The organism is Methylobacterium indicum, assembly GCF_017347565.1.
Taxonomy (GTDB): Bacteria; Pseudomonadota; Alphaproteobacteria; order Rhizobiales; family Beijerinckiaceae; genus Methylobacterium; species Methylobacterium indicum.
The window spans coordinates 5642372-5668785 of record NZ_AP024145.1; the positions used below are offsets into that span (position 1 = coordinate 5642372).

The 26414-nt window shown below is 71.0% G+C and carries 24 protein-coding genes, 2 pseudogenes and 1 other annotated feature; of the genes and pseudogenes, 16 read left to right on the forward strand and 10 right to left on the reverse strand.

Features of this window, described 5'->3' with window-relative positions; translation table 11 throughout:
* The first annotated feature begins 4 nt into the window (after window positions 1–4).
* The 7 genes from miv_RS26210 (at window position 5) to miv_RS26240 (ending at window position 10443) form a co-directional block, all read left to right on the forward strand.
* A complete protein-coding gene (locus tag miv_RS26210; protein WP_207179754.1) occupies window positions 5–1108 on the forward strand; it encodes an ABC transporter ATP-binding protein in 1104 nt (367 codons plus the stop codon).
* The gene (locus tag miv_RS26215; RefSeq protein ID WP_048427301.1) at window positions 1105–1989 is read left to right on the forward strand and encodes an ABC transporter permease; all 885 of its coding nucleotides are present in this window, start codon (window positions 1105–1107) and stop codon (window positions 1987–1989) included. The genes miv_RS26210 and miv_RS26215 overlap by 4 nt, the downstream gene beginning before the upstream one ends.
* Window positions 1990–2005: 16 nt before the next feature.
* Window positions 2006–2800: an ABC transporter permease gene (locus miv_RS26220; protein ID WP_207179755.1), complete on the forward strand. Its 795-nt coding sequence runs from the start codon at window positions 2006–2008 to the stop codon at window positions 2798–2800.
* Between the two features lie 81 nt (window positions 2801–2881).
* Window positions 2882–4978 (forward strand): hydantoinase/oxoprolinase family protein, encoded by a 2097-nt coding sequence (locus miv_RS26225; RefSeq protein WP_207179756.1) that lies wholly within the window; start codon window positions 2882–2884, stop codon window positions 4976–4978.
* Window positions 4975–6558, forward strand: coding sequence for a hydantoinase B/oxoprolinase family protein (locus miv_RS26230; protein ID WP_207179758.1), 1584 nt, complete (start codon window positions 4975–4977; stop codon window positions 6556–6558). The genes miv_RS26225 and miv_RS26230 overlap by 4 nt, the downstream gene beginning before the upstream one ends.
* Window positions 6558–8714, forward strand: coding sequence for a hydantoinase/oxoprolinase family protein (locus tag miv_RS26235; RefSeq protein WP_207179760.1), 2157 nt, complete (start codon window positions 6558–6560; stop codon window positions 8712–8714). The genes miv_RS26230 and miv_RS26235 overlap by 1 nt, the downstream gene beginning before the upstream one ends.
* Window positions 8707–10443: a hydantoinase B/oxoprolinase family protein gene (locus miv_RS26240; RefSeq protein ID WP_207179761.1), complete on the forward strand. Its 1737-nt coding sequence runs from the start codon at window positions 8707–8709 to the stop codon at window positions 10441–10443. Before miv_RS26235 ends, miv_RS26240 begins: the two co-directional genes overlap by 8 nt.
* 63 nt (window positions 10444–10506) lie before the next feature.
* Here miv_RS26240 and miv_RS26245 read toward each other — a convergent pair.
* A pseudogene (locus miv_RS26245) lies at window positions 10507–11271 on the reverse strand (DDE-type integrase/transposase/recombinase); the annotation flags it as partial.
* Window positions 11093–11231, reverse strand: a sequence feature (AL1L pseudoknot). (Overlaps the previous pseudogene by 139 nt.)
* Window positions 11272–11612: 341 nt before the next feature.
* On the opposite strand from miv_RS26245, the gene miv_RS26250 reads away from it, so the two are divergent.
* The 3 genes from miv_RS26250 to miv_RS26260 all read left to right on the forward strand — a co-directional run bounded on the left by miv_RS26250 (window position 11613) and on the right by miv_RS26260 (window position 13370).
* On the forward strand, window positions 11613–11756 hold the full coding sequence (locus miv_RS26250) for a hypothetical protein (protein ID WP_207179762.1): 144 nt from the start codon (window positions 11613–11615) through the stop codon (window positions 11754–11756).
* 138 nt (window positions 11757–11894) lie between these two features.
* A complete protein-coding gene (locus miv_RS33940; RefSeq protein WP_425312993.1) occupies window positions 11895–12059 on the forward strand; it encodes an IS66 family transposase zinc-finger binding domain-containing protein in 165 nt (54 codons plus the stop codon).
* A gap of 762 nt (window positions 12060–12821) precedes the next feature.
* A complete protein-coding gene (locus miv_RS26260) occupies window positions 12822–13370 on the forward strand; it encodes a hypothetical protein (RefSeq protein ID WP_207179766.1) in 549 nt (182 codons plus the stop codon).
* A 341-nt stretch (window positions 13371–13711) separates the two neighbouring features.
* On the opposite strand, the pseudogene miv_RS26265 reads toward miv_RS26260, so the two are convergent.
* The 6 genes and pseudogenes from miv_RS26265 to miv_RS26290 form a co-directional block, all read right to left on the reverse strand.
* A pseudogene (locus tag miv_RS26265) lies at window positions 13712–14517 on the reverse strand (IS5 family transposase).
* Between the two features lie 149 nt (window positions 14518–14666).
* Window positions 14667–15665: a MaoC family dehydratase gene (locus miv_RS26270; RefSeq protein WP_207179768.1), complete on the reverse strand. Its 999-nt coding sequence runs from the start codon at window positions 15663–15665 to the stop codon at window positions 14667–14669.
* A gap of 51 nt (window positions 15666–15716) precedes the next feature.
* Window positions 15717–16382, reverse strand: a complete 666-nt coding sequence (gene nfi, locus miv_RS26275) for a deoxyribonuclease V (protein ID WP_207179770.1) — start codon at window positions 16380–16382, stop codon at window positions 15717–15719.
* A complete protein-coding gene (gene ychF, locus miv_RS26280) occupies window positions 16382–17479 on the reverse strand; it encodes a redox-regulated ATPase YchF (RefSeq protein WP_048429274.1) in 1098 nt (365 codons plus the stop codon). The genes nfi and ychF overlap by 1 nt, the downstream gene beginning before the upstream one ends.
* Before the next feature lie 95 nt (window positions 17480–17574).
* Window positions 17575–18186 (reverse strand): aminoacyl-tRNA hydrolase, encoded by a 612-nt coding sequence (gene pth / locus miv_RS26285; protein WP_048429275.1) that lies wholly within the window; start codon window positions 18184–18186, stop codon window positions 17575–17577.
* Window positions 18187–18275: 89 nt separating this feature from the next.
* Window positions 18276–18968, reverse strand: coding sequence for a 50S ribosomal protein L25/general stress protein Ctc (locus tag miv_RS26290; RefSeq protein WP_207179773.1), 693 nt, complete (start codon window positions 18966–18968; stop codon window positions 18276–18278).
* Between the two features lie 287 nt (window positions 18969–19255).
* Between miv_RS26290 and miv_RS26295 the strand changes: the two genes are divergently transcribed.
* Window positions 19256–19786, forward strand: coding sequence for a retropepsin-like aspartic protease family protein (locus miv_RS26295; RefSeq protein ID WP_058617574.1), 531 nt, complete (start codon window positions 19256–19258; stop codon window positions 19784–19786).
* Between the two features lie 38 nt (window positions 19787–19824).
* Here miv_RS26295 and miv_RS26300 read toward each other — a convergent pair whose 3' ends face one another.
* The 3 genes from miv_RS26300 to miv_RS26310 all read right to left on the reverse strand — a co-directional run bounded on the left by miv_RS26300 (window position 19825) and on the right by miv_RS26310 (window position 21697).
* A complete protein-coding gene (locus miv_RS26300) occupies window positions 19825–20487 on the reverse strand; it encodes a TadE/TadG family type IV pilus assembly protein (RefSeq protein ID WP_207179775.1) in 663 nt (220 codons plus the stop codon).
* Window positions 20484–21110, reverse strand: coding sequence for a TadE/TadG family type IV pilus assembly protein (locus miv_RS26305; protein ID WP_082172161.1), 627 nt, complete (start codon window positions 21108–21110; stop codon window positions 20484–20486). The genes miv_RS26300 and miv_RS26305 overlap by 4 nt, the downstream gene beginning before the upstream one ends.
* 83 nt (window positions 21111–21193) lie before the next feature.
* A complete protein-coding gene (locus miv_RS26310; protein ID WP_082172162.1) occupies window positions 21194–21697 on the reverse strand; it encodes a pilus assembly protein N-terminal domain-containing protein in 504 nt (167 codons plus the stop codon).
* Between the two features lie 279 nt (window positions 21698–21976).
* On the opposite strand from miv_RS26310, the gene miv_RS26315 reads away from it, so the two are divergent.
* The 5 genes from miv_RS26315 (at window position 21977) to miv_RS26335 (ending at window position 26311) form a co-directional block, all read left to right on the forward strand.
* The gene (locus tag miv_RS26315; RefSeq protein ID WP_060850171.1) at window positions 21977–22141 is read left to right on the forward strand and encodes a Flp family type IVb pilin; all 165 of its coding nucleotides are present in this window, start codon (window positions 21977–21979) and stop codon (window positions 22139–22141) included.
* A 246-nt stretch (window positions 22142–22387) separates the two neighbouring features.
* Complete coding sequence (locus miv_RS26320) at window positions 22388–22894, forward strand: A24 family peptidase (protein ID WP_207179776.1); 507 nt, start codon at window positions 22388–22390, stop codon at window positions 22892–22894.
* Between the two features lie 230 nt (window positions 22895–23124).
* Entirely contained in the window at window positions 23125–23937 is an 813-nt protein-coding gene (gene cpaB / locus miv_RS26325) for a Flp pilus assembly protein CpaB (protein WP_207179778.1), read from the forward strand.
* An 89-nt stretch (window positions 23938–24026) separates the two neighbouring features.
* Window positions 24027–25523 carry a type II and III secretion system protein family protein gene (locus miv_RS26330; RefSeq protein ID WP_207179780.1) on the forward strand — a complete coding sequence of 499 codons (1497 nt, stop codon included), beginning with the start codon at window positions 24027–24029 and terminating at the stop codon, window positions 25521–25523.
* A 68-nt stretch (window positions 25524–25591) separates the two neighbouring features.
* Window positions 25592–26311: a CpaD family pilus assembly protein gene (locus miv_RS26335; protein WP_207179782.1), complete on the forward strand. Its 720-nt coding sequence runs from the start codon at window positions 25592–25594 to the stop codon at window positions 26309–26311.
* Window positions 26312–26414: the final 103 nt, after the last annotated feature.

Consider the following 26414-nt stretch of genomic DNA (forward strand, 5'->3'; position numbering starts at 1 on the left):
GGCGATGACCGCCACCGATGCGCCCGGCCACCTCGCGATCCGCGGCCTGACCAAGCGCTACGGCGGGTTCACCGCCGTCGACGGCCTCGACCTCGACGTGGCGCGGGGCGAGCTTCTCGCCTTCCTGGGGCCGTCGGGCTGCGGCAAGACCACCTCGCTGCGCATGGTGGCGGGGTTGGTGCCGGCGAGCGGCGGGCGGATCGTCGTCGGCGGCCGCGACCTCACCGATGTGCCGACCCATCGGCGCGACATGGGCCTGGTGTTCCAGTCCTACGCCCTGTTCCCGCATCTCTCGGTCGCCCGCAATGTCGCCTTCGGGCTCGAGATGCGGGGCATCGGCCGGGCCGAGCGCGAGGCGCGGGTGCGCGAGGCGATCGCGCTGGTGCGCCTCACCGGCAAGGAGGAGCACCGCCCGGCCCAGCTCTCCGGCGGCCAGCAGCAGCGGGTGGCGCTCGCCCGCGCCCTGGTGATCCGGCCGCAGATCCTGCTCCTCGACGAACCCTTGTCCAACCTCGATGCCAAGCTGCGCGACGAGATGCGAATCGAGATCCGCGAGATCCAGCAGCGCCTCGGCATCACGGCGATCTTCGTCACCCACGACCAGGTCGAGGCGCTGACGATGTGCGACAAGGTGGCGGTGATGAATGGCGGGCGGCTGGAGCAGCTCGGCCCCCCCCTCGACCTCTACGAGCGGCCCGCGACCCCGTTCGTCGCCGGCTTCGTCGGGCGCATCAACCAGTTCCGGGCCCGGGCCGCCGGCGGCATTGTCGGGCTCGGCGAGGCGCGCATCACCGGGGCGGGCCCGGCCGAGGGGCCGGTCGAGGTCATGATCCGGCCCCACCGCATCGCCCTGCGCCCGGCCTCGGCCCCGGTCGAGGACGCCGAAGGGCGCCTCAACACCGTCGCCGGCACCGTGGCGCGCACGACCTTCGCGGGCGACGTGCTGCATTACGAGGTCGCGGTCGGCGACGCCATGATCGGCGTCGAGGAGGCGACGCGCTCCGATGCCGGGCCGGTGGCGCCCGGCACGCCGGTGCGGCTGTCGTGGCGGCCGGACGACACCCTGCTGTTCGCAGCCGTCGCGCGAGACGGGAGGATGCGCCCGTGACCGCCGCCCTCGCCGTCGCACCGACCACGCCTCGCGGTGGAAGCCCGGTGCGCCCCGCCGCCGGTCCGGCCCTGCTCGCGGCGATCGTCGCCGTCAACCTGCTCGGCTTCGTCGTGCCGGTGCTCAACCTCCTGCGCCTCTCCTTCCTGAAGGTCGAGGCGACCGGCACCTTGCGCGAGACCTTCGACCTGTCGAGCTGGCAGGCGATCCTCACCGATGGGTTCTATGCCGGGCTCCTCGTCGACAGCGTGCGGACCTGCGCGCTCATCACCGGGCTCACCCTGGTCCTGAGCTACCCGATCGCGCTGCTGATCCACCGCTGCCGCGGCACGATCCGCACCCTGCTCCTCGTGCTCGTGGTCACCCCGCTCCTGACCTCGGCGGTGGTGCGCACCTATGGCTGGGTCGCGCTGCTCTACGACCAGGGCCTCGTCAACGGGATGCTGATGGCGCTCGGGCTGTCGGCGCCGCTCCGCCTGATGTTCAACACGGTGGGTGTGGTGATCGGGCTCACCGAGATCCTGATGCCCTACATGATCCTGTCGCTGCTCGCCGGCTTCGGGCGCCTCGATCCACGCTACGAGGAAGCGGCGATGACGCTCGGCGCCTCGCCCTGGCGCACCTTCCTGCGGGTGGTCCTGCCGCTCACCCTGCCGGGGATCGCGCTCGGCTGCCTGCTCACCTTCGTGCTGGCGCTCAGTTCCTTCATCACCCCGAAGCTGCTGGGGGGCGGCCGGGTCTTCCTGCTCGCCACCGAGATCTACGACCAGGCGATGGTCACGCTGAACTGGCCGCTCGCCGCCGCCCTGTCGATGGTGATCCTGGCAATGTTCGGCCTCGCCCTCGTCCTCTACGGCCGCCTCGTGCGCAGGATCGGGTAACGAAGGATCGGATACCATGGACGAGCGCAAGCCCCCCCTCGGCCTGATCCTCCTGGCCCTGCCGCTGCTGGCCTTCCTGCTGGCGCCGGTGCTGATCACGATCCCGATCTCGTTCAGCGCCGATCCCTACCTGTCGTTCCCGCCCTCTGGCTGGAGCCTGCGCTGGTATCGCGCGGCCTTTACGGGCGGGGCCGTTCTCGACGTCTTCGCGACCAGCGTCGCCCTCGGCCTGGTCGTGACGGCGCTCAGCCTAATCATCGCCCTGCCGGCGGCGATGGCCCTGGTGCGGCTGCGCTGGGGCTGGGTGAGCGCGATCGAGAGCTTCCTCACCGCGCCGCTCCTGCTGCCGGCGATCGTGCTGGGCCTCGCGATCCTGATCGTGTTCGCGCCGCTCGGGCTGCTCGCCACCTTTCCGGGCCTTGTCGCCGCCCACCTGGTGGTCACCCTGCCCTATGCGCTTCGGATCCTGTCGACGGCCTTGGCGGGCGCGCCGCTCGCGGCGGAGGAGGCGGCCGCGACGCTCGGCGCCTCGCCCTTGCGGGTGTTCTGGCGCGTGACCCTGCCGGCGATCCGCCCGGGGCTCGCCGCGGCGGCCGCGCTCTGCTTTCTTGTGTCCTTCGACGAGGTGGTGATCTCGCTGTTCCTCACCGGGCCGCGCCTGTCGACCCTGCCGGTCTGGATGTTCCATCACGTCGAGAACGAGGCCGACCCGCTCGTCGCCGCGGTCTCGGTGCTGCTGATCGCCCTCACGCTGGTGATCGTGCTCGTCGTCGATCGCACCGCAGGTCTGTCGCGGACCTTCGTGAAATAGCGGGGAGTGGGCCTTTAGCCCCTTTCCGCACCGTCAGAAAGTAACGGAAACGTTATAGTTATCAAAAGTAGAGGAGCGAACATGGCCGCGCCCCGGCTCCGGGTGGCCTCCGATGTCGGGGGCACCTTCACCGACAGCATCGCCTACGACGAGGCGAACCGCCGCATCAGCGTCTCCAAGGTGCCGACGACCCCCGGCAACCGGGCGCTGGGCACCGTCGCGGGCCTGAAGCGGGCGGTCGCCGCGCAGGGGCTCGCGGGGACGGACATCGCCTATGTCGGCCACGGCATGACCACGGCGACGAACGCGGTGATCCAGCGCAAGGGCGGCCGCACCGCCTTCGTCACCAACCGGGGTTTTCGCGATCTCCTGCTGATCGGCCGCCAGGACCGCCCGAGCCTGTTCGACCTCGACGACGTCCGGCCGCCGCCGCTGGTGCCGCAGGAGCTGTGCTACACCGCCGCCGGCCGCATCGACGCCGCCGGCCGCGAGATCGAGCCGCTCTCCCTCGCCGACCTCGAAGCCGCCGCCGCCGACATGCGGGCACGCGGCGTCGAGGCCGTCGCGGTGACGTTCCTGCATTCCTACGCCAACCCGGCGCACGAGCGGGCCGCCAAGGCGGTCCTGGAAAGCCTGTTGCCGGGGGTGCCGGTCTGCGCCTCGACCGAGATCGTGGCCGAGTTCCGCGAGTTCGAGCGCGCCTCGACCGCGGTGCTGAACGCCTATCTGCGCCCGATCATGGAGACCTATCTTGGCTCTCTGGCGGGGCTGCTCGCCGACCGGGAGGATGGCCTCGGCCTGCCCGGGGCGAGCCCCGTGATGGTGATCGAGGCCTCGGGCGGGCTGATGACCCTCGATTCGGCCCGCGAGAAGCCGGTCCACACCGTGCTGTCGGGCCCCGCCGGGGGGGTGGTGGGCAGCGCCCACGTCGCCGGGCTCGCGGGCATCCGCGACATCGTCACGATGGATATCGGCGGCACCTCGACCGACATCAGCCTGATCCGCGAGGGTCAGCCGATCGTCACCCGGCAGGCGCGGCTCGAGACGGTGCCGATCCGGTTGCCGGTCATCGACATCAACGCGATCGGGGCCGGCGGCGGCTCGATCCCCTGGATCGATGAGGGCGGCGCCCTGCGGGTCGGGCCGATGAGCGCCGAGGCGGTGCCGGGCCCGGCTTGCTACGGGCGCGGGGGTACCCGCCCGACCGTCACCGATGCCAACCTGGTGCTCGGCCGCTTCGGCCCCGACACCCGGCTGGGCGGTGACCTGACCCTCGACGCCGCGGCGGCCCGCGCGGCTTTGGCGACCATCGCCGAGCCGCTGGGCCTCGACGTCGTCGCGGCGGCGGCCGGCATCCTGCGGGTGGCGCACGCCACCATCGTGCGCGGCATCCGGGTGGTGTCGGTGGAGCGCGGGCTCGACCCGCGGGACTTCGCCCTGGTGCCGTTCGGCGGCGCCGGGCCGATGCACGGGACCCCGGTCGCCCGCGACCTGGCGATCCCTCGCCTCCTGGTGCCGCCGACCCCCGGCATCCTGTGCGCCCTCGGCCAGCTCGTGTCGGACCTGCGCCACGACCTCGTCGAGACCCATGTCGGCGCCCACGCCGCCTTCGCGGCCGACCGGGCCGCCGGCATCGTCGCGGCGCTGACGGCCCGCGGCGACGCCCTACTCGCCGCGGACGCCGTCCCGCCGGACCGGCGCACGATCACCGCCTTCGTCGACATGCGCTATGTCGGCCAGAGCTACGAATTGCCGATCGGCCTGCCCGTGCGCCTCGGCGAGGCGGAATGGGCGGCGCTGCCGGCCCGCTTCCACGACGCCCACCGCGCCCGCTTCGGCCATGCCGACCTCTCCGCCCCCGTCGAGTGCGTCAGCTTCGGCGTCACCGCGGTCGGGCGGATCGACACCCCGGTCCTGCCGGTCCTGGACGAGGGCGGGGCGGTGCCGCCACCCGACGCCCGGACCGGCTCGCGCCCGGCCTATTTCGAGGCGCTGTCGCGGACCGAGGAGCCGCGCTTCCACGACACGCCGGTCTACGCCCGCGCCGCCTTGCGCGCTGGCAACGTCGTCAACGGGCCGGCGGTCATCGAGGAGGTCTCGGCCACCACCATCCTCTACCCGGGCGACCGCGCCGTCGTCGATGCGTCCGGCAGCCTGATCGTGGAGATGCCCGCATGATCGTCGATCCGATCACCCTGGAGGTGCTGCGCAACGCCCTCGAAGCGGTGGCGCAGGAGATGGGGGCGGTGCTCAAGCTCACCGCCTTCTCGCCCAACATCAAGGAGCGGATGGACGCCTCGACGGCGATCTTCGACGCGCGGGCGCAGCTCGTCGCCCAGGCCGAGCACGTCCCGGTCCATCTCGGCGCGATGATGCGGGCGATGCCGGCGATCCTCGCCCGCTCCGGCCCGCTCGATCCCGGCGACGTGATCGTCGTCAACGATCCCTTCGTCGGCGGCGCCCACCTGCCGGACATCACCCTGGTGGCGCCGGTCCATGTCCGCGGCGATGTCGATGACCGGCTCGTCGGCTACCTCGCCTGCCGGGCCCACCATTCCGACGTCGGCGGGATGGAGCCCGGCTCGATGCCGGGCCGCTCGACCGAGGTGTTCCAGGAGGGCTTGATCATCCCGCCGGTGCGCCTGGTGCGCGCGGGCACGGAGCAGGCCGACGTGATGGCGCTGATCCTCGCCAATGTCCGCACGCCCGAGGAGCGCCGCGGCGACCTCAACGCCCAGCTCGCCAGCCTGCGGGTCGGGGCGCGCCGCCTCGCCGAGCTCGCCGGGCGCTACGGCGCCGACGCGCTCGTCGCCGGGTTCGACGCGATCCTCGACTATTCCGAGCGGCGGATGCGGCGGCGCCTCGCCGAGCTGCCGCCCGGGACCTACGTCGCCGAGGATTGCCTCGACGACGACGGCACCTCGGACGAGCCGGTGCCGATCCGGCTCTCCGTGACGGTCACGCCCGAGCGCCTGGTGCTCGACTTTTCCGGCACCGCGTCGCAGCGCGCCGGCAACGTCAACGCCGTCGCCCCGATGGCGCAGTCGGCCGCCTTCTTCGCCGTCAAGGTTTTGACCGACCCGACCCTGCCGCCGAATGCCGGCGTGCTGCGGGCGATCGAGATCCGCATCCCCGAGGGCAGCGTTCTCGACGCTCAGGCCCCGGCCGCGGTCTGCGCCGGCAACACCGAGACGACGCAGCGGGTCTGCGACACGGTGCTGCGCGCCTTCGCGCAGGTCGCGCCCGACCGCATCCCGGCGGCGAGCCAGGGCACCATGAACCTGATCGGCATCGGCGGGCGCGATCCGCGCACCGGCCGGTCCTACACCTACATCGAGACGATCTGCGGCGGCCAGGGCGGGCGCCCGCGCGGGCCCGGCATGGATGCGGTCCAGGTCAACATGACCAACACCCTCAACACGCCGGTCGAATCCCTCGAGATCGCCTATCCCCTGCGGGTCGAGCGCTACGAGCTGCGCGGGGAGCCCGGCGGGCGCGGCCGGCATCCCGGCGGGCGCGGCGTGGTGCGGGCGCTGCGGGTCCTCGATCACGAGGCCCGGGTCTCGCTCCAGACCGACCGGCGCCGCCACGCGCCCTACGGCCTGCACGGGGGCGAGGACGGGAAGCCCGGCCTCAACCGCCTGGTCGAGCGGGACGGCACGGTCCGCATCCTGCCGGGCAAGGGCTCGTACAGCGTGGGCGCCGACGAAGTGGTGATCGTGGAGACCCCCTGCGGGGGCGGATGGGGAGCGCCGTGATGACTGGCCTGACGAGCGGCATCGACCGGGGCGGCGTGCGGGTCGCCGCCGATATCGGCGGCACCTTCACGGATGTCGCGCTGATCCACCCGGACGGGCGCATCGCGACCCGCAAGGTCCCCTCGACCCCGGCGGATTACGCGGGCGGCGTCGTCGAGGGCATCCGCCAGATCCTGGCGGCCGAGGGCGTGCCGGTCGGCGCGGTGTCGGAGGTGCTGCACGCCTGCACGGTCGCCACCAACGCGATCCTGGAGGGCAAGGGCGCGAAGACCGGCCTCATCACCACCGCGGGGTTTCGCGACGTGCTGGAGCTGCGCCGCATCCGCGTGCCGCGGCTCTACGACCCGCTCTACCGCAAGCCCCCGGTGCTGGTGCCGCGCGACTTGCGCCTTGAGGTCGACGAGCGGCTCGACTTCGCCGGCCGGGTGCTCACACCCCTCGACGATGCGAGCGTGATCCGGGCGATCGACCGGCTCGCCGCCGAAGGCGTCCAGGCGGTGGCGGTCTGCCTGCTGCATTCCTACGCCAACCCGGCCCACGAGCGACGCATCGGCGCGCTGCTGCACGAGCGCCTGCCCGACGCCTTCGTGTCCCTCTCCGTCGACGTGCTGCCGGAGATGCGCGAATACGAGCGCACCTCGACCACGGTGATCAACGCCTATGTCGGGCCGGCAGTGCGGGCCTACCTCGAATCCCTCGTCGCCCGGCTCGCCGCCGAGGGGCTGCCCGAGCGGCTGTTCATGATGCACTCGGCCGGGGGCATCGTCGATGCCCGCACGGTGATGCGCCGCCCGGCCCAGATCGTCGAGTGCGGCCCGGCCGCCGGGGTGCTCGGCGCCCGCCACCGCGGCGCGGCGGCGGGACTCCTCGACGTGATCTCCTTCGACATGGGCGGCACCACCGCCAAGGCCTCTCTGATCGAGAACGGCGCGCTCTCGCGCACCGACGAGTACGAGGTCGGTGGCGGCATCTCGCTCTCCTCCAAGCTGTCGAAGGGCGGCGGCTACGCCCTCAAGCTGCCGGTGATCGACATCTCGGAGGTCGGGGCCGGCGGCGGCTCGATCGTCTGGATCGACAAGGCCGGGGCGCTGAAGGTCGGCCCGCACTCTGCCGGTGCCGTGCCGGGCCCGGCCTGCTACGAGGCCGGCGGCACGGCGCCGACTGTCACCGATGCCAACGTCGTCCTCGGCTACCTCAACCCGCGAGCGCTCGCCGGCGGCAGCGTGCCGATCAGCGCCGAAGCGAGCCGGCGGGCCCTGCGCGAGAGCGTGGCCGAGCCTCTCGGCCTGTCCCTCGACGAGGCCGCTCACGGCGTCCACGAACTGGTGACCACCGTGATGACCCGGGCGGTGAAGAGCGTCTCGACCTATCGCGGGCGCGACCCGCGCGACTTCGCGCTCCTCGCCTTCGGGGGCAATGGCGGCATCCACGCGGCCTCCCTCGCCCGGGCGCTCGGCATCACCCGGATCGTGGTGCCGCCGGGGGCCGGCGTGTTCAGCGCGCTCGGCCTCCTCTATGCCGAGGTCGAGACCGGCGCCTCCGTCGCGCATCCGCGCCGCCTCGACGCCGCCGACCCCGCCTCCCTGGAGGCCGCCTACGGAGTCCTGGAGGAGCAGGTCCTCGCCGAGCTGGGCGAGACCCGGCAGCGGCTGGTCCTCACCCGCGCCGCCGACCTGCGCTATGCCGGCCAGGCCTTCGAGCTGACCCTCGACCTCGACGCGGGCCGCGACCTCGGCCAAGCGCCGTTCCTCTTTTCCGAGGCGCACCGGCGCAGCTACGGCTACGACCTGCCGGGCAACCCGATCGAGATCGTCACCCTGCGGGTGAACGGGCGCCTGCCCCGGGACGCATCGGCGCCGGGCCGCGGCCGGGCCGCAGAGACGCCCCGGGAGACCCGCCGGGTCTATTTCGGGCGCGGGCTCGGCGCCCACGACACTCCGGTGATCGGCCGGGCCGACCTCGCGGCCGGAAGCCGCCCCGGCCCCCTGGTGATCGAGGAATACGAGGGCACCACCCTGGTGCCGCCCGACGCCGCCGCCCGCCTCGATCCCGACGGCAACATCCTGATCGCGCTCGGGATCGGGACCTCGAACCCCCGGGCCTCGGACGCCATCATCGGACAGAGCCTCGCCCCGTGGAGCCCCACCCATGCGTGACATCGACCCGATCCGCCTCGAGGTGATGAAGAACGCCTTCGACACCATTGCCGACGAGATGGCCCTGATCCTGATGCGGGCCGCCCATTCGCCGATCGTACGCGACTCGATGGACTTCTCGACCGCGCTCTGCGACCCCGAGGGGCAGACCCTGGCGCAGGGCGTGACGACGCCGATGCATCTCGGCTCGTTCTACGACGCCATGCGCCACCTGATCGTCCGCTACGCCGACGACGTGCACGACGGCGACACCTTCATCGGCAACGACCCCTACGCGGCGGCCGGCCAGCACCTGCCCGACTTCTACATCGTGCAGCCGATCTTCCTCGACGGGCGCCTCGTCGGCTGGGCCACCACGGTCGCGCACCATGCCGATGTCGGCGGCATCGTGCCGGGCTCCAACGCGCTCGGCGCGACCGAGATCATCCAGGAGGGGATCCGGGTGCCCTTCCTCAAACTCGAGGAGCGTGGCCGGCCGGACGCCAAGCTGTGGGAGATCCTGCGCCTGAACGTGCGGGTGCCCGACCAGCTCACCGGCGACCTCAACGCCCAGATCGCGGCCTGCGCCGCCGCCCGGCGCGGCCTGACCGAGCTGATGACCCGATACTCGGTCGAGGAGGTGCTGGCCTATGCCGAGGAACTGCACGACTACACCGAGCGCCTGACCCGGGCCGAGATCCGCGAGATCCCCGACGGCACCTACCGCTTCACCGACCACATCGACGGTCTTGGCGAGAACCCCGAGCCGATCGTGTTCGAGGTCGCCGTGACGGTGGCGGGCGACGCGATCACGATCGACTGGGCGGGCACCTCGGCCCAGGTCGAGGGCGGGGTCAACACGCCTTTGCCCTTCACCAAGGCGGGGGTCTACACGGCGCTGCGCTCGATCATGGGCTCCGAGCTGCCGAACTGCCACGGCTTCACCCGGGCGGTGACGGTGACGGCGCCCCTCGGCACCGTGGTGAACGCGGTCTACCCTGCGCCGACCGGCGCGCGCGGCATCACCGGCTACCGCATCATCGACTGCGTGATCGCGGCGCTCGCCCCGGTGCTCCCCGACCGCGTCACGGCGGACGGCCCGGGCGGTGCCTCGGTGCCGGCGATCGGCGGCTGGCACGACGGGCGCCCCTTCGTGTTCTCCGAGACCCTGATGGGCTGCTGGGGCGCGGCGCGGGGCCATGACGGCCAGGAAGGCGTACCGCATATGGGCGCCAACCAGGCCAACGTCCCGGTCGAGCTGATCGAGGCCAATTTCCCGATCCGGGTCCGGCGCTACGGCATCGCCCCGGACACGGGAGGCCCTGGGCGCCAGCGCGGCGGCCACGCGCTTCTGCGCGAATACGAGTTCCTTGGCGAGACCGGGATCCTCACCCTGCGCTCGGACAAGCGCGACTTCCCCCCGCACGGCCTCGACGGCGGTCAGGCCGGCAGCGGACCGGTCAACCGCGTGCTCTCGGGCACCACGGAGCGCATTCTGCCGGTGCTGGTGACGGTTCCGGTCCGTCTGCGGCGGGGCGACGTCTTCCTCCACGTCACGCCCTCCGGCGGCGGCTGGGGCGATCCCCTGACCCGCGATCCTGCTCTAGTGCTCCGGGACGTGATCGAGGAGAAAGTGAGCCGGGCGGCGGCGGAGGCGCAGTACGGCGTGGTGATTGCCGGTGAGGACCGCCCGTGCCTCGATCCGGCGGCCACGGAAGCCCTTCGTCGGGAGCGGCTTCGCATGGCCTGAGCGAAGCCGAGGTCGCGGTGCGACTGAACCGCTCCGGGTTTCTCGGAGGCTGTTTGTCTTGGGTCAGGCGGCCAGGGCTTGGTCGCGGACGTTGGCATGATAGCGCGCTTCGGCCTCGACGGGCGGGACGTTGCCGATCGGCGCGGGCAGACGGCGATGGTTGTGCCAGTCGACCCCCTCCAGAGTGGCATACTCGACCGCTATGATGGAGCGCCCCGGCCCGCGCCGATGGATCACCTCCGCCTTGAACAGGCCGTTGATCGTCTCTGCCAGGGCGTTGTCATGGCTGTCGCCGACGCTGCCGACGGACGGCTCGATGCCCGCTCCGGCCAGGCGCTCGGTGTACCGGAGAGCCAAGTATTGCGAGCCGCGGTCCGGGTGATGAACCAGCCCGCTGCCCTGAGTAGGACGACGCTCGTGCAGGGCCTGCCCCAGGGCATCCAGCACGAAGCCTGCATGGGCACGGCGCGACGCTCGCCAACCGACGATGCGCCGGGCGGACACATCGATGACGAAGGCCACGTAGACGAAGCCCGACCACGTTACCACGTACGTGAAGGATCTCGATCATCAACGCGGCGTCGCTGCGAGTACGAACGGGTTGCTTGCCGGGGTCGGCACGCCGGGCAGCATGCAGGTAGTCGGTCGACGGGGCGATCGGCAGTCCCCTGCAGATCGGCCTCATCCTGAGGCTCTCGAAGGACGACCCCGCAGACCTCTCGATGATCGTCGATGAAGCTGATCATGGCCGCGACCGGCGGTCGAGCTCGGCAAATGCAAAATGTGCGCTAGATGTGCGCTGGCCTTGCGCATCACTTCGTTGGTCTCGCCCGGAATGCTCTCGCCTGGCCGCGCACTTCAGAGAGTGACTTCCTTCGCCTGCGGCTTTGGAGACGTTGGCGGCGATCGCGCGCTGAGGACCGCTCACCATCGCCGAGATCGAGAGGATCCGCGAGCGCGACGCTCGGGAGGTGGTTGTCACCCTGGCCGAGCGACGGCTTACACGGGCCGGTCCCAGGCGGGGGGACGCGTCAGCGTGACGACCTGGATGGTGGACACACGGCTTTACGAGATGTCCGATCTTCCAAACTTGGCCGCAATGCCAACGTGGCAGGAGGCGCGCAGGCCGGAGGTTGCCAACTTCTGCCACGCTGCCCGACGACGTCGACGTGCTTAAGCGCCTGATCGTCGGCCTGACGCGCGAGGCCGTCCACGCCAGCACCCTGATCGAGAAGCTGCGCGGCGAACTCGCCCGGATGAAGCGGGCGCGCTTCGGCACCTCGTCCGAGAAGCTCGGCACGCGCCTCGAGTAACTCGAACTGGCCGTCGAGGCGCTGGAGGTTGACGAGGCCGAGCGCTTGGCCGGCGCGCCGATCATCGCCGAGGCGAGGGAAGCCGCACGGCTCAAGCCCGCCCGGCGGGACCTGCCGGCCCATCTATCGCGCGAGAGCGTGGTCCACGCCGGTTCCTGCGCCTACCCGGCCTGTGGCGGGAGCTTGCGCCGGATTGGTGAGGACGTCACCGAGAGCCTCGACTACGTGCCGGGCCGGTTCCGGCCGGAGAGAACCGTTTCCGGCTGCTGTGGTCGCGGTGACGCGGGTCCGGCCCCTCGGTGATGTCGTCGCGGGACCGACTCGAGCGGCCGTTACCTGCAAGGCGGTGCTGGCGATGGTGTCCAGCCGCGTGCCAGTTTCACCTGGTGGTCTCGACACACCAAGGTCGTTGGCTGATGGTCTCGAGGCTCGGTCTCGATTGCTCTAAGCGGCCGACCTGGGGCGACCCGCGCTTTCATCAGGCCGTGTCCGTGACGAGACCTTCTCTGACGATCCCCTCCCCTGCCCCTCCCGCGAGCCCGCTGAGCCCATATCGGTCGAAATCGACGTTCCGTGCCGGGACGATCGCCGCTCTGCCTGTCGCTCTGAGTGGCTGCAGGCAACGCGCACGAGAATCGCGCTGAGGTGACGATCGAACTCCGTCGGCCCGGCATCCCCTGGTTGGTTCGAGTGCCGCTGCGCTTCGCGGTCTTGCCGGAACGCCCTATCGAGCATGTCTTCCACCCCGGGAGCGAGAGCCCGGGGCTGTGCCGGTGGTGATAGCTCAGCCCCGGGCTTTCGCGCCGTGAGCTGCCCCGCTGATCGCGATTCTGGAGCAGGCTCCCCGGTATCCACAGCCTTGGCGCAAATCGTTTTAGATTCTTCCTTTATGGGTTTGGTGGGCGCAGATTCCTGCGTCGCTGTCCCGCGCGAACACGTGATCGGCGCGCTGGCGCATTTGAAGCGCGGCGGTTCGATGGCTTCGGTCAGACGGATCGGGGTTGCACCGGTCTTTGGGTCGACGGCGCCGCGGACGATATACCCGGCCTTTTCCAAGGCCGCGTAGTGAGCCTGGACGGTTCGCTGCGCGATCCCGAGGTCGCTGGCGACGAGGCAGGTCTGCTTCTTGAAGACACGCTGCTTCCCGCATCGCGCGATCAGATACAGGAGCGTCGTGCGTGCGCCGGACGATACGAGTTGGCTGATGAACGGGTCGAGCGCGTGCCTGCGGACGTAGCGGATACCAACGATCCGGGTACTCCTGGTGCGCTTCTCAGACGAAGACCGTCGACCGCGCCGTTTCACGCGCTTGTCGTCGAAGCGCGAGGGGATTCCGTCGAACACTCCGCGGACCGCATACCGGACGGCGGCGACACTTTCGCGCTCGAAGGCGCTGACCTCGTCCTCGGTGCAGCGTCCGGCCTCAAGCTCCTTGTAGAGCGTTTGACGCCAGACATTGTCGGCCCACGCTTCTTCCGGAAGCTCGTTCAGCTGTCGAAGCAGCTCTGGTTTGAAGGCCTGGGGTATGGGCATTGCGTCCGCTCCAAGGACGGATTGATCGTCATGAACGCATCGGGTGCTGGTTCGTCGTTCGATTCAAAGCACTTTTCATGAGGTTTTCGGGGCGCTTCGTAAGGTATTCGGGGCGTATTGCAGATCACGACTTAGGGCGCTGAGTTTTTTGGGGCGTGATGTGAGGTTTTTGAGGCGCGATGAAGCGCTGCCGGCGAGCCGATTCGGGTGACGACCGGTGGAGAAGTAACGAAAAGTTGGACCGATACTCGGCGTACAAGGCGCCTACAGCTTGCCTGTACGTCACGGAAAGCCGTTTTCTGACACGCCCGCGCGTTCCGATCGCCTCGGTTGCGGTTCGTGGATGCCGGACGCTTTCGCAAGCTGAGGTTTTCGGGGCGAGGTCGTGTCCCTCGGCGGGGCGACAACGACCCTTAGAGCGCCTAACAGAACCGCTCGATCTGGCGGATGGTGATGAGGCTGGCCTGGAGGAATGTGAAGGCCTCGTAGATGTCGGCGCGGCGTTCGTAGCGGACGGGCAAGCGGCGGGCGCGGTTGAACCAGGCATGGCTGCGCTCGACCACCCAGCGATGCCGCCCGAGCCTGTCGCTCCGCTCGATGCCGCGCCGGGCAATCCGCGGCCTTATCCCACGCGCCAGGCACTCCAGCCGCCGCGCTTTGGCATCGTAGGCCTTGTCGGCGTGCAGCTTGTCGGGGCGCTGGCGCGGGCGTCCCCGCTGCCCGCTGCGCAAGGGCGGGATCGCGTCCAGCGTCGGGGCCATCAGCGGGCTGTCGTGGCGGTTGGCGCCGGTCAGAACGAGGCCGAGCGGCGTGCCACGCGCGTCGGTGACGAGGTGGCGCTTGGTCCCCGCCTTGCCCCGGTCCGTCGGGTTCGGGCCGGTGTCAGACCCCCTTTTTTTGCCGGCACGCTCGCGCTGTCGACGCTCGCCCGGCTCCAGTCGATCTCGCCCGCCGCGTGCAGGCGCTCAAGCAGGACCTGATGCAGTCGCCGCCACACGCCGGCGGCCTGCCAGTCGCGTAGCCGGCGCCAGCAGCTCATCCCGCAACCGCAATTCATCTCGGTCGGCAGCATCTCCCACGGGATGCCCGAGCGCAGCACGAACAGGATGCCCGTCAGGGCGGCGCGGTCGTCCAGCCGACGACGCCCACCCTTGGGGCGAGGTGGATGTGGCGGCAGAAGCGGGGCAATTGCAGCCCAGAGATCGTCGGGAAGAAGCGGGCGAGCCATACCAGACAACGCTCAACCGCCCCGATCGTACCGTTCTGTTAGGCGCTCTTAGAGCATTTTCCGACGAAGTGGATGCCGGTTCGTCGAAGAAAATGCGGCAAAACAAAGACTTAGAGAGCTTCGCGATTGCTACGCGATCGTGAAGCGCTCTAGCCAGCCCGGCTCGGCGCCAGCCAGGCACCCGCGAAGCGAAATGCCGTCTCTCCGCGCTGGTTGGTGCCCGTCGCCGTGTGGCTGACGACGCCCCAGCCCGGCCGGGTGCGCGAAGGCCGGGCCTCGGTCAGGGTCACGTCGTAGCGGATCGTGTCGCCGGCATAGACGGGCTTCAGCCACTGCAGATCGCGAAAGCCCGGCGAGGGGCCGCCCTCGACCACGGGCTCGCCGCGCTGGAGCGCCAGCGCCCGCCCGCGGTCGCGGCCCGCCACCATCCGCTTCATCCAGGCCGCGGCGGTGTGCCAGCCCGAGGCGCAGAGCCCCCCGAAATGGGTCTGGGCGGCCGCCGCCTCGTCGACGTGGAAGGGCTGCGGGTCGAAGGCGCGGGCAAACCGCAGGATGTCGTCCCGGGTGAAGTGGTGCGCGCCGAGGTCGAAGGTTCGGTCGAGCGGCATGTCCTCCAGGTAGCCGGAGGGCAGCGCCTCGCCCTCGGGCAGGTCGGTCGGGGCCGGTTCCTCGGGCGGGCGGGGGCGAGGCGGCAGGGGCGGCGTGCCGCGGCGGCCGAACATCGCCCAGAAATCCTGGGTCATCACCGGCTGGCCGGCGCCGTTGACGATCTCGAGGAGAACGCGCACGAAGCCGCGGTCGGGCTTGCTGCCGGAGGGCCGGCTCTCGGTCACGCTCATGCGCATCGACAGGGCGTCGCCGGGGCGAACCGGGCGCAGCCAGCGCACCGCCTCGATCCCGGGCGAGCCCATCGACGACGATTGCAGGATGAAGCCGTCGGCGACGAGCCGCATGCCGAGCGCGCAGGTGTGCCAGCCCGAGGCGATCAGCCCGCCGACGAAACTCGTTTCGGCCTCCGCCTCGTCGATATGGAAGCCCTGGGGGTCGAACTCTCGGGCGAAGGCCACGATGTCGTCGCGGCTGACCTCCAGCGGCCCGAAATCGAGCCGGAAGCCGGGCGTGAGGTCCTCGAAGCAGTAGCGGGGCATGGGTGTGGCGTCCGGCGCGTATCGGGCCGCCGGGCTAGCACGGCCGGGCGCCTACCCGAAAGCGCCCGCAGCCTTGTGGGCGAGTCGGATCGGCTCCGGCTGCCGGAACTTCGGCGCGCAGGCGAGCACCAGGGCGACGCTGGTCGGAATATCGGCGAGGTGGCCCGGCGAGATGAAGAGCGGGTGCTTGCCCGTACGGGTGCGGACCACCGCGCCGATCGTCTCGCCCTTGTCGATCAGCGGCTGGTGGGCGCCCTTCTCCTCGTCGAGGGGCGCGTTGCGGCCGCAGAGCCGGGTCTTGCCGACGCCGACCGTCGGGCGCTGCAGCCACAGGCCCATATGGCTGGCGATGCCGATGCGGCGCGGATGCGCCGTGCCCATGCCGTCGAACAGGAAGACGTCCGGCTCGGCGGCGAGCTGCCCGAAGGCCTCTTCCAGCACCGGGCCCTCGCGGAAGCTCAGGAGGCCCGGCACGTAGGGAAACGGGGTCGCCATCTCGGCGGTCACGGTCTCGACCACCCGGAAATCGGGAAAGGTCGCGACCACGATCGCGGCGTGCGAGCGCTCGTTCTTCACGCTGACGTCGACGCCGGCGACGAGCCGCACGGCGTCGAGGTTCAGGGGTCGGTCGGCCACGACCTCGCCGGCGAGCTCGCGCTGGAGCGCGACCGCCGCCGTGGGCGTCAGGTCCCAGCCGTGGCGCCGGACGAGGTCCATCAGGTGTTGAAGCGGAAGTGCAGCACGTCGCCGTCCTGCACCAGGTACTCCTTGCCCTCGAGCCGGAGCTTGCCGGCCTCGCGGGCGCCCGCCTCGCCCTTCAGCGCCGTGTAGTCGGCAAAGGCGATGGTCTCGGCCCGGATGAAGCCCTTCTCGAAGTCGGTGTGGATCACCCCGGCGGCGCCCGGCGCGCGGGTGCCCTTGGTGATGGTCCAGGCGCGGGCCTCCTTGGGGCCGACGGTGAAGTAGGTGATGAGTCCCAAAAGCTCGTAGCCGGCGCGGATCACCCGGTTGAGGCCCGGCTCCGCGAGGCCGACGGCCTCCAGGTACTCGACCTGCTCGGCCGGCGGCAGCACCGCGATCTCGCTCTCGATCTTGGCCGAGACGACGACCGCCTTGGCGCCTTCCTCCTTCGCGCGGGCGAAGACGGCGGCCGAATGGGCGTTGCCGGCATCGGCCGCGCCTTCCTCGACGTTGCAGACGTAGAGGACGGGCTTGGCCGTCATCAGGCCGAGCTGCGAAAAGAGGCGCTCCTCGTCGGGCTTGCGCTGGACGAGGCGGGCCGGCTTGCCGTCGCGCAGGAGCGGCAGCGCGCGCTGGACGAGGTCGAGGACCTCCTTGGCTTCCTTGTCGGCGCCCTTGGCCTTCTTCTCCAGCGCGGTGAGGCGCTTCTCGAGGCTGTCGAGATCGGCGAGCATCAGCTCGGTCTCGATCGTCTCGATGTCGGCGATCGGGTCGACCTTGCCCTCGACGTGGGTGACGTCGCCGTCCTCGAAGCAGCGCACGACGTGGGCGATGGCGTCGACCTCGCGGATATTGGCGAGGAACTGGTTGCCGAGACCCTCCCCCTTCGAGGCGCCGCGCACCAGGCCGGCGATGTCGACGAAGGTCAGGCGGGTCGGGATGATCTCCTTCGAGGAGGCGATCCGGGCGAGGTCGTCGAGCCGGCTATCCGGCACCGCCACCTCGCCGACATTCGGCTCGATGGTGCAGAACGGGTAGTTCGCCGCCTGCGCCGCCGCGGTCTGCGTCAGCGCGTTGAAGAGCGTCGACTTGCCGACGTTCGGCAGGCCGACGATGCCGCATTTGAAGCCCATCAGATCGTTCCGTTCCGTTCAAGCCAATCGCCGGCCCGCGGCGTTCGCTGCATCGCACTGGGTTGCGCCGGACTTGCGGCGTCGGGGGGCACGGGTCAAGCCGGCTTCTCGCCGACGCGCTTCACCTCGTCCCAGCCGCGCCCGGCCATGGCGAGGTGGACCTTGTTCTGGAAGCGGGCATCCTCGCCGGCGGCCATCAGCTCGGCGGCGTCGGCCATCGCGTCGCACAGATCCTCGACCCAGGGCATCTCGGCCTTGGCGAAGTCGTTGAGCACGTAGGCGTGGACCAGGGCCTTGTCGCCCGGATGCCCGATGCCGAGGCGGGCGCGCCAATACTCGTTGCCGCATTGCGCGGTGATCGAGCGCAGGCCGTTATGGCCGGCATTGCCGCCGCCCTTCTTCACCCTGAGCTTGGCGGGCGCGAGGTCGAGCTCGTCGTGGAACACCACGACGCTCTCCAGCGGGATCTTGTAGAAGCGCTGCGCCTCCGTCACCGCCCGGCCGGATTCGTTCATGAAGGTCAGGGGCTTCAGGAGCAGCACGCGCTCACTGCCGATCACCGCCTCGGTGCAGTCGCCCTGGAACTTGCGCCGCCACGGCGCGGCGCGGTGCCGGCGCGCGATCGCGTCGAGCGCCATGAAGCCGATATTGTGCCGGTTGCCCGCGTAGCGGCTGCCGGGATTGCCGAGGCCGACGAACAGCCGCATGCCGAAACGAGGCTCCCCGAGAAAAGGGAAACGCCCCGGGTCTCGCGACCGGGGCGTTCCAGGACTGGAAGGGATCGAGCCGGAAGGGCTCAGTCCTCCTTGGCGGCCTCGTCCTTGGCGGCCTCTTCGGCGGCCTCTTCCGCAGCCTCGGCAGCGGACTCGGCGCGGGCGGCCTCGGCCACCGCGGCCTCCTCGGCCTCGACCTCGGCGCCGAGCACCGTCGGCGGCACGACCGTGGCGACGACCTCGTCACCGCCGAGCACGAAGGTGACGCCGGCCGGGGCGGGCAGGTCGGAGACGTGGATGGTGTCGCCGATCGCCTTGCCGGTCAGGTCGACCGTGATGGCGTCCGGGATCGACTCGGGCGCGACCTCGACGGTGACGGTGTGGTGCACCACGTTGAGCGTGCCGCCCTCCTGCTTGATGCCGGGAGCCGCGTCCTCGTTGGTGAAGTGCACCGGCACCTCGACCTCGATCGACTGGCCGGCGACGACGCGCAGGAAATCGACGTGCATCGGCACGCCGGTGACCGGGTCGAGCTGGAAGTCGCGCGGGATCGCCCGGACCTTGCGGCCGCCGGCGCTGATCTCGAACACGGTGGTGCGGAAGCCACCGGCGTAGATCAGGGTGCGGGTGCGGATGAGGTCGATGGCGATGGCCTGCGGCGGCTGGTTGCCCCCGTAGAGGACGGCCGGCACCTGGCCCTGGCGACGAACGGCCCGGGCGGCCCCCTTGCCGACCCGGTCGCGTGCCACGGCCTCAAGCGGCTTCACGGCGCTCATGGCGTGATCCTTAAAACTGGTGTTGCGGATGGCTCAAACGCCGAAGGCCGCCCCCTCGAGGACGGCCCTGTGAACCGACGTCGCCACGCCCGTCCCCGCGAGGGGATCCGGCCTCCAAGGGTGTCCGGCGGGCGGTGGAGCCCCTAGCAGACCTCGCCCCGTATGGCAAGGAAGCGGCCGGGACCGGGGGATCACGCGGTTTTCGTCCGAAGGTCCGGACGGATCCTTAACCGGTCGGCCCCGACCCTGCGCGACATCGTCCTCACCCGAAAGCCCGGAGGTTGTCCGTGACGCGCCCGATCCTCTGGGCCCTCGGCGTGCTCGCCGGGGCCGTCGTCGCCGGCGGGTCCGTCACCGAGCGCATCGCGAGGTCCGGCCTGTCCGGCACCGCGCCCCTCACCGTATCCCCGGCCGCCCCGGCGCCCGTGCCCGCCCGGCCCGGGGCCGAGGCGAGCGTGACCCTGGCCCAGGACCTGTCGGGCCACTACAAGGCCCACCCCGAGGTCGAGGGCCGGGTGCTGCGGATGCTGGTCGATACCGGGGCGACGCTCTGCGTGTTCACCCGGGAGGATGCGGAGCGGATCGGCCTGCGGGTCACGGAGCGCGACTTCACCGCCAAGGTGGGCACCGCCAACGGCACGGTTCCGGCGGCCCCGGTGCGGGTGCGCGAGTTGCGGGTCGGCGGAATCGCGGTGCGCGACGTCGAGGCGCTGGTGCTGCCGAGCGGCCGGCTCGAGACCAGCCTGTTGGGCATGTCGTTCCTGCGCCGCCTGCGCGGGTTCGAGGTCGCGGGCGGCCGGATGATCCTGCGCGGGTGAGATCACGGACCCTGGGCGTGACGTACGGCCGGCCCGGCTCAGCTCGCCGGGCAGGCGCCGCCGTTGCGGGTATCGGTCACGGTCGGCAGCACCACCTCCGGCGAGGCCGTCACCGCGACGTTGTAGACCTTCCCGTTGCGCACCGGCCAGACCACCGTCTCGGTCATGGTGCTGAGCTTGAACTTGTCGGCGAGGGTCGTCCCGAACAGGGGCTTGTAGGTCATCGTCAGCTCGACGACGACGTAGCGTGCCCCCGCGGTCTTGAACGCGTCCGGCACCGGCGGCGGCACGGTCGTCGGAGCGGTCGGCTGCGGCACGCCGGCATTGCCGGCATCGACCGCGTAGGAGCAGACCCGCGCCTGGCCGCCGGTGTCGTAGACGCCGATCGCCTTGGCGGAGATCCGGGCGGACGCGCCGTCGAAGGGCGCCAGCACCGCCCGGCCGGCCTTGGCGATGGTGGCGAACTGGGCGGCCGGGATATCCCCCGCCTCCCGGGCCACGAGATCGGCCACCGTGCGGGCGGCGAGCGTGACCTTGCGGAAATTGCTGACGTAGCCGGCGACGTCGGTGGTGCCGAGATAGAGCAGCAGCAAGAGCGGCAGCACCATGGCGAACTCGATCGCCGCGAGACCGTCGCGCGCCCGCGCGAACCGCGCCAGCGCGGCCCGAAGTCCTTCGGCATCCTGCTCCCGCCGGCTCATTGGTAGGGCTCCGTGCGGAACGCCACGGTGCTCTGGAGCACGCGCTTGCCGTTTGCCAGGGTGTTGGGGTTGAGGAAGCTGAAGAAGACCGGAAACTCCACCGCCGCCTGCACGATCACGATCCGGTTCGAGCCCGGATCCTGGTACTGCGTACCGAAGGCCGTGGGCGTGGTGCGCCAGGACTTGGTCGTCGAATCGATCGGGCTTCCCGGCGTGTAGCTGCCGCCATCGGGCATCGTCAGCACGTCGACCTTGACGCTGCTGCACGCGAAGATCGTGACCCGGCCGTTGCAGATCGCCGCCTTGAAGGCATCGAGGGCGACCTGCTGCGTGGTCTTGCCCTGGGGGGGCGGCGGGTCGGAGGCGCGGGCGGCCTGGAACTGTCCCGTATAGAGCTGGCGGGCCGCGCTCGACACGGCGTTGTCGAGGACCTGGCCGGCGAAGAATGCGAGCGCGGTCTCGACGATGGCCGCGACGAGGCAGAGGAACGGCATCGCGATCAGGCCGAACTCCACGGCGGTCGCCCCGTCCCGGGCGGCGCAGAACCGCCGGATCGTCGCGCCGCCGCGCGTGGGCCGGCCGGATGGCGGCCCGGCTTCGTGCTGCGCGCGACGAGAGGGCATGGGGCGGTTCGTCTCCGTGCGGGGCCTCGGCACGCTCGATGACGGCTGGACGTTGCCGATCCGTTACGCCGATCCCCGAGACCTCAGCGCATCCCCGCCGCGGCGCCCGCGGCGGCGGCGCCCGCCGTCGCCAGGGAGTTGCGCTGGCCGGCCTGCCCGCTCACCTCGGAGAAGTACCGCTGGGCATCGCCGAGCTGCATCGCGGGTTGGCAGGCCGGCGTGCAGGAATACGATTCGCGCTCGAGCCCGCGCTGCACGGTGACCACCGAGGGGCTGCCGGCCCGGACGCTGATGGCCGATTCGGCCAGCATCGTGCCGCTCGAATCGAGGGCGATCAGGTTGGTGCTGCCGAAGCTCTTGCCGGTGAGGACCACGATGCCGTTCCGCTGCAGCGACACGTCGGCGATGATCGGGTTGCCGACGATCACGGTCGCGGTGCGCTCCGGCAGGCGGATCACCTTGGCATTGTCGACCATGACGGTCACGGTCGCCCCGTCGCTTCCCTGCGCGGCGGCGGGACCCAGCAGGGCCGCGGCCAGGAAGAGGCACGCGGCGCTCGGGAAGCTGGGACGGCGGGGCGGGTTCATCGGCGAGGCGAACTTTCGGGCGCGATTCTGCACTCGCGCCAGTCAAGCGCCGGACGGTTGACAAACCGCTAAGGCTGTTCGGCACTGCCGGGGATCGGGATGCGTCCTCGATTGCGGCAGGCGCCCGTTAACCAAGGCCGAAATTTCAAATCGGCCCGCCTGGATCGACGATCGCTTTAACGCAACTGCAACGCAGTCGGCCTAGGTTGTCGTCAGTCCCGATCGGCGCCAGTCGATTGTCGGTGGACTAACCGAGATCATCCAGGCGGGAACAGAGTTATGATCACCAAGCTGAAGCGTTTCGTCAGCGACGAGTCCGGTGCGACCGCGATCGAGTACGGCCTGATCGCGACCCTGATCGCCCTGGCGGTGATCGTTGCGGCCCGCACCGTCGGCCAGAACCTCGGCGCCCAGTTCAACTCGATCGCCGGCAACCTCAAGTAAGTCTCGCAGGGCCGGCCCGCAATGGCGGGCCGGCGCGCGAGGGCGACACGGCCGCGAAGGCCGCGTCCCGAGGCGGGTCGAATGCCTGGTCGTCCCCACGACGACCGGACGGCCTGCACAACGGCGGCAAGGCGCACGGCCTCTCCTTGGAGGGCGGTCGGGCCATGTGCCGCCTTTCTCGATTCCGCGCGCATCGAGGCCTCTTCCGTCGATCCGCGCTCGTCGACACGTTTCCCGCGAGCCCGCATGGCCAGCCTCTGCCTCCTCGTCGTGTTCCCGTTCCTGATGGCCTACGCGGCCGCGAGCGACGTCCTCACGATGACGATCCCCAACCGGGTCAGCCTGATCCTGGTGGCCGCCTTCGTGCCGCTGGCCGCGACCGCCGGTCTCGGCTGGACCGAGATCGCGAGCCATGTCGGCGCCTTCGGCCTGGTGCTGACGGTCGGTTTCACACTGTTCGCCTTCGGGGTGATCGGCGGCGGCGACGCCAAGCTCGCCGCGGCGACCGCCCTGTGGCTCGGATTCGAGCCGCTCCTCGACTATGTCGTGAATTTCTCGCTGCTCGGCGGCGTCATGGCGCTCGCCATCCTGTACGTGCGCGGCCAGCCCCTCCCCGGCTTCGTGATCGCCTGGCCGTTCGCGCTGCGCCTGCACGACCGCTGCGTCGGCATGCCCTACGGCGTCGCCCTGTCGGCGTCGGCGCTGATCACCTGCCCGTCGGCGCCGCTGTGGCGCCTCGCGTTGTCGGCGTGAGAGCCCGCCGGGCGCTTTCTCCCTCTCCTCCCGAGGTTTCAGCGCACCGTGCCCGGCCCCGGCCGGACGCGGTGCGTCGGCCCGTCCCGCGCGCGGGACGAACCGCCGCCGTCGCGGGAGGCGGATCGTTAACCCTAAGGACGGTTAACCTTAATTTGAGGATTGCCTGATGAAGTCCGGTGGAGGGCGGCACCGCGTCGTCCCCTGCCGTCTCCTCTGTTTGGCGCCCCATGAAGTCATCGCGCTTGCTTCTCATCAGCGTCGCCGTCGTGACCGGGGCCGGGGCCTTCGTCATGATGAGCGGCCGCGAGCCGCCCCCGCCGCCGCAGGTCGCCCCGGTCGCCGCGCCGGCCCCCGCGATGGAGATCGTGGAGGTGCTGGTCGCCGCCGCCGAGCTGCCGATGGGACAGACCGTCAAGGCGCCGGACCTGCGCTGGCAGCCCTGGCCGAAGAGCGCCGCCGGCGACGGCTTCCTGCAGCGCGCCGCCGCCCCCTCGGCCTTGGAGGACACGGTCGGCTCGATCGTGCGCAGCCCGTTCCTGTCCGGCGAGCCGATCCGGCGCGAGAAGCTGATCAAGGCCAACGGCAGCGGCTTCCTGTCGGCGATCCTGCCCTCCGGCATGCGCGCCGTCGCGATCTCGATCGACGCCCGCGGCTCGAACACCGCCGGCGGCTTCATCCTGCCCAACGACCGGGTCGACGTCCTGCGCACCTCCCGCGACGAGGATGCGGCGCGTTCCGGCGGCGGCGACGTCCAGACCGCCGAGACGATCCTCACCAACATCCGCGTCCTGGCGGTCGGCCAGACCGTGCAGGAGCGCAACGGCGAGCGGGTCGTCACCGGCGACACCGCGACCCTGGAGCTGACCCCGTCCCAGGCCGAGGCCGTCACCCTGGCCCAGAAGGTCGGCCAGCTCTCCCTCACCCTGCGCAGCCTCGCCGATGCCGGCCAGGCCGCCCCGGCGGCGACGGAGCAGCCGCCGGCCGAGGGCGGCCTCACGGTCGTCCGCTACGGCGTCGCCAAGCAGATGCCCCGCCGATGAGCGCGTCCTCTTCCGGCCTCCCCCGCGCGACCGGCCCCCGCGCCGCGAGACCCCGTGCCGCGAGACCCCGTGCCGCGAGCCTCCGTTCCATGACCCTGTCCCAGATCCGTCCGGCGGCCGCCCTCCTCCGTGCCACCCTGCTCGCCGGTGCCGTGGCGTCCCTGGCCGCCGGTCCCGCGCTCGCCCAGGGCGGCGTGGCGATGCGCGGCGGCATCGTGCCCGCCCCGGTCGTGAATGTCGGCGCCAACGAGGCCGACGTGTCGCGCCGCCTCGACCTGACCATCGGCCGCTCGCTGGTGATCGACCTGCCGCGGGACGCCAAGGAGGTCTTCGTCGCGAACCCCAAGGTGGCGAACGCCGTCGTGCGCTCGACCCGCAAGGTGTTCGTGATCGGGATGGAGAACGGCGCCACCTCGATCTTCGTGATGGACGGCGAGGGCCGGCAGATCGCCGCCCTCGACGTCACGGTCGGGCGCGACCTCAACGTGCTGCGCCAGACGCTCGCCACCAGCATCCCGGGCGCGCGGTTCGACATTCGTCCGGCGGGCGATTCGGTGCTGCTGACCGGCACCGTCGCCTCCTCGGGCGAGGCGCAGCAGGCCATCGACATCGCCAACGCCTTCGTGGGCGTCGGCGGGGCGGCGACCGGCGCCCGCGGCGCGGTGATCAACAACCTGACGATCCGCGGCAAGGACCAGGTGATGCTGCGCGTCACCGTGGTCGAGGTGTCGCGCCAGGTGCTCAAGCAGTTCGGCGTCAACCTGAACGCCAACTGGAGCGCGATGAACTTCGTGAACGGCGTGCCGTTCCCGCTCACCGGCGGGTCCTACCCGGCCGGCAACGACATCTCGGGCTCGATCAAGGCCGGCGGGTTCTCGCTCCAGGCGACCCTGCGCGCCTTCGAGCAGGCCGGCGTGTCGCGGGTCCTGGCCGAGCCGACCCTGACGGCGATCTCCGGCGAGGCGGCGAACTTCACCGCCGGCGGCGAGATCCCGGTGCCGACGAGCCAGAGCTGCTCGGCGGTGATCGCCTCCAGTTCCTCGAACTGCTCGGTCGGCATCGAGTACAAGCCCTACGGCGTCGCCCTCAACTTCACCCCTGTGGTGCAGTCCGAGAACCGGATCTCGATCCGGGTCGGCACCAACGTCACCGAGATCGACCCCCAGGCGGCGATCCCGGTCTCGAACGGCAACAACACCATCTCGGTGCCGGGCCTCACGGTGCGCAAGTCCGAGACAACGATCGAGCTGCCCTCGGGCGGCACGATGATGATCGCCGGCCTGATCCAGCAGCGCAACCGCCAGGCGATCAGCGGCCTGCCGGGCATGGTCAACCTGCCGGTGCTCGGCGCCCTGTTCCGCTCCCGCGACTACCAGCGCCAGGAGACGGAGCTGATGATCATGGTGACGCCGTTCATCGCCAAGCCGATGGATCCGGGCCAGGTCAAGAAGCCCGACGACGGCTTCACCGAGGTCAGCGACAGCCAGTCGGTGCTGCTCGGACGCTTCAACCGGCTCTACGGCGTCGTCGGCGCCGCGCCTCTGGGCGCGCGCTATCGCGGCCGGGTCGGCTTCATCACGGACTGATCCGTCCCCTCCCCGCGCCGTCGCCGAGACTTCTCCGGTCAAGACTTGGTCCGTCGAGACATCGCCCCATGATCCGCATCGCCCTCCGCCTGACGCTCCTCGCCGCCTCGGCCGGCCTTGCCGCGTGCACCAGCACCCGGCCGCCGCTGACCACGGGATCGACCTATCCGATGACGGTCCCCGAGCGGCACCCGATCGTGCTGTCGGATTCGCCCCGCAACCTCGACGTGTTCGTGACCGGGACCGGCCATATCGACCCGCGCCAGGCCGACGACGTCGACGGGTTCCTCACCGAGTACCGCCGCTACGGCCGCGGGGTCCTGGTGTTCGAGGTGCCGCGCGGCTCGCAGGTCTCGGGCGTCGCGGTCGAGCGCACCCTCCAGCGGGTGCGGGCTCGGGCGCTGGAGCGGGGCGTCACCCTGCGGGAGATCGTGGTCGCGCCCTACCCGGTCGCCAACGTCGCGGTGAGCGCGCCGGTCCGCCTCAGCTTCCAGCGGATGCAGGCCAAGGTCGCGGGCGCCTGCGGGCTGTGGCCGCAGGATCTCGGCTCGTCGAATGCCGGCTTCAACACCCGCAACGAGCCGTACTGGAACCTCGGCTGCGCCATGCAGTCGAACGTCGCGAGCCAGATCGCCGACCCGGTCGACCTCGTGCGCGGCCGCCAGGAGGGCCGGATCGACACGGCGATCCGGACCCAGAACCTGATCGACCTGCGCACCGGAAAGGATCCATCAACCAGTTGGAAGCAGGATGGCCGCGCGAGCGTGAAGAACCAGGTGGCCCAGTGATGATGACGCGCCGGACGACAGACGCCGCCGCGCCCGCGGCGAGGCGGGCCGGCGCCACACGGGCCCGGACCCGCCGCCGACCCTGCTCCTCCCGGTCCCGGCC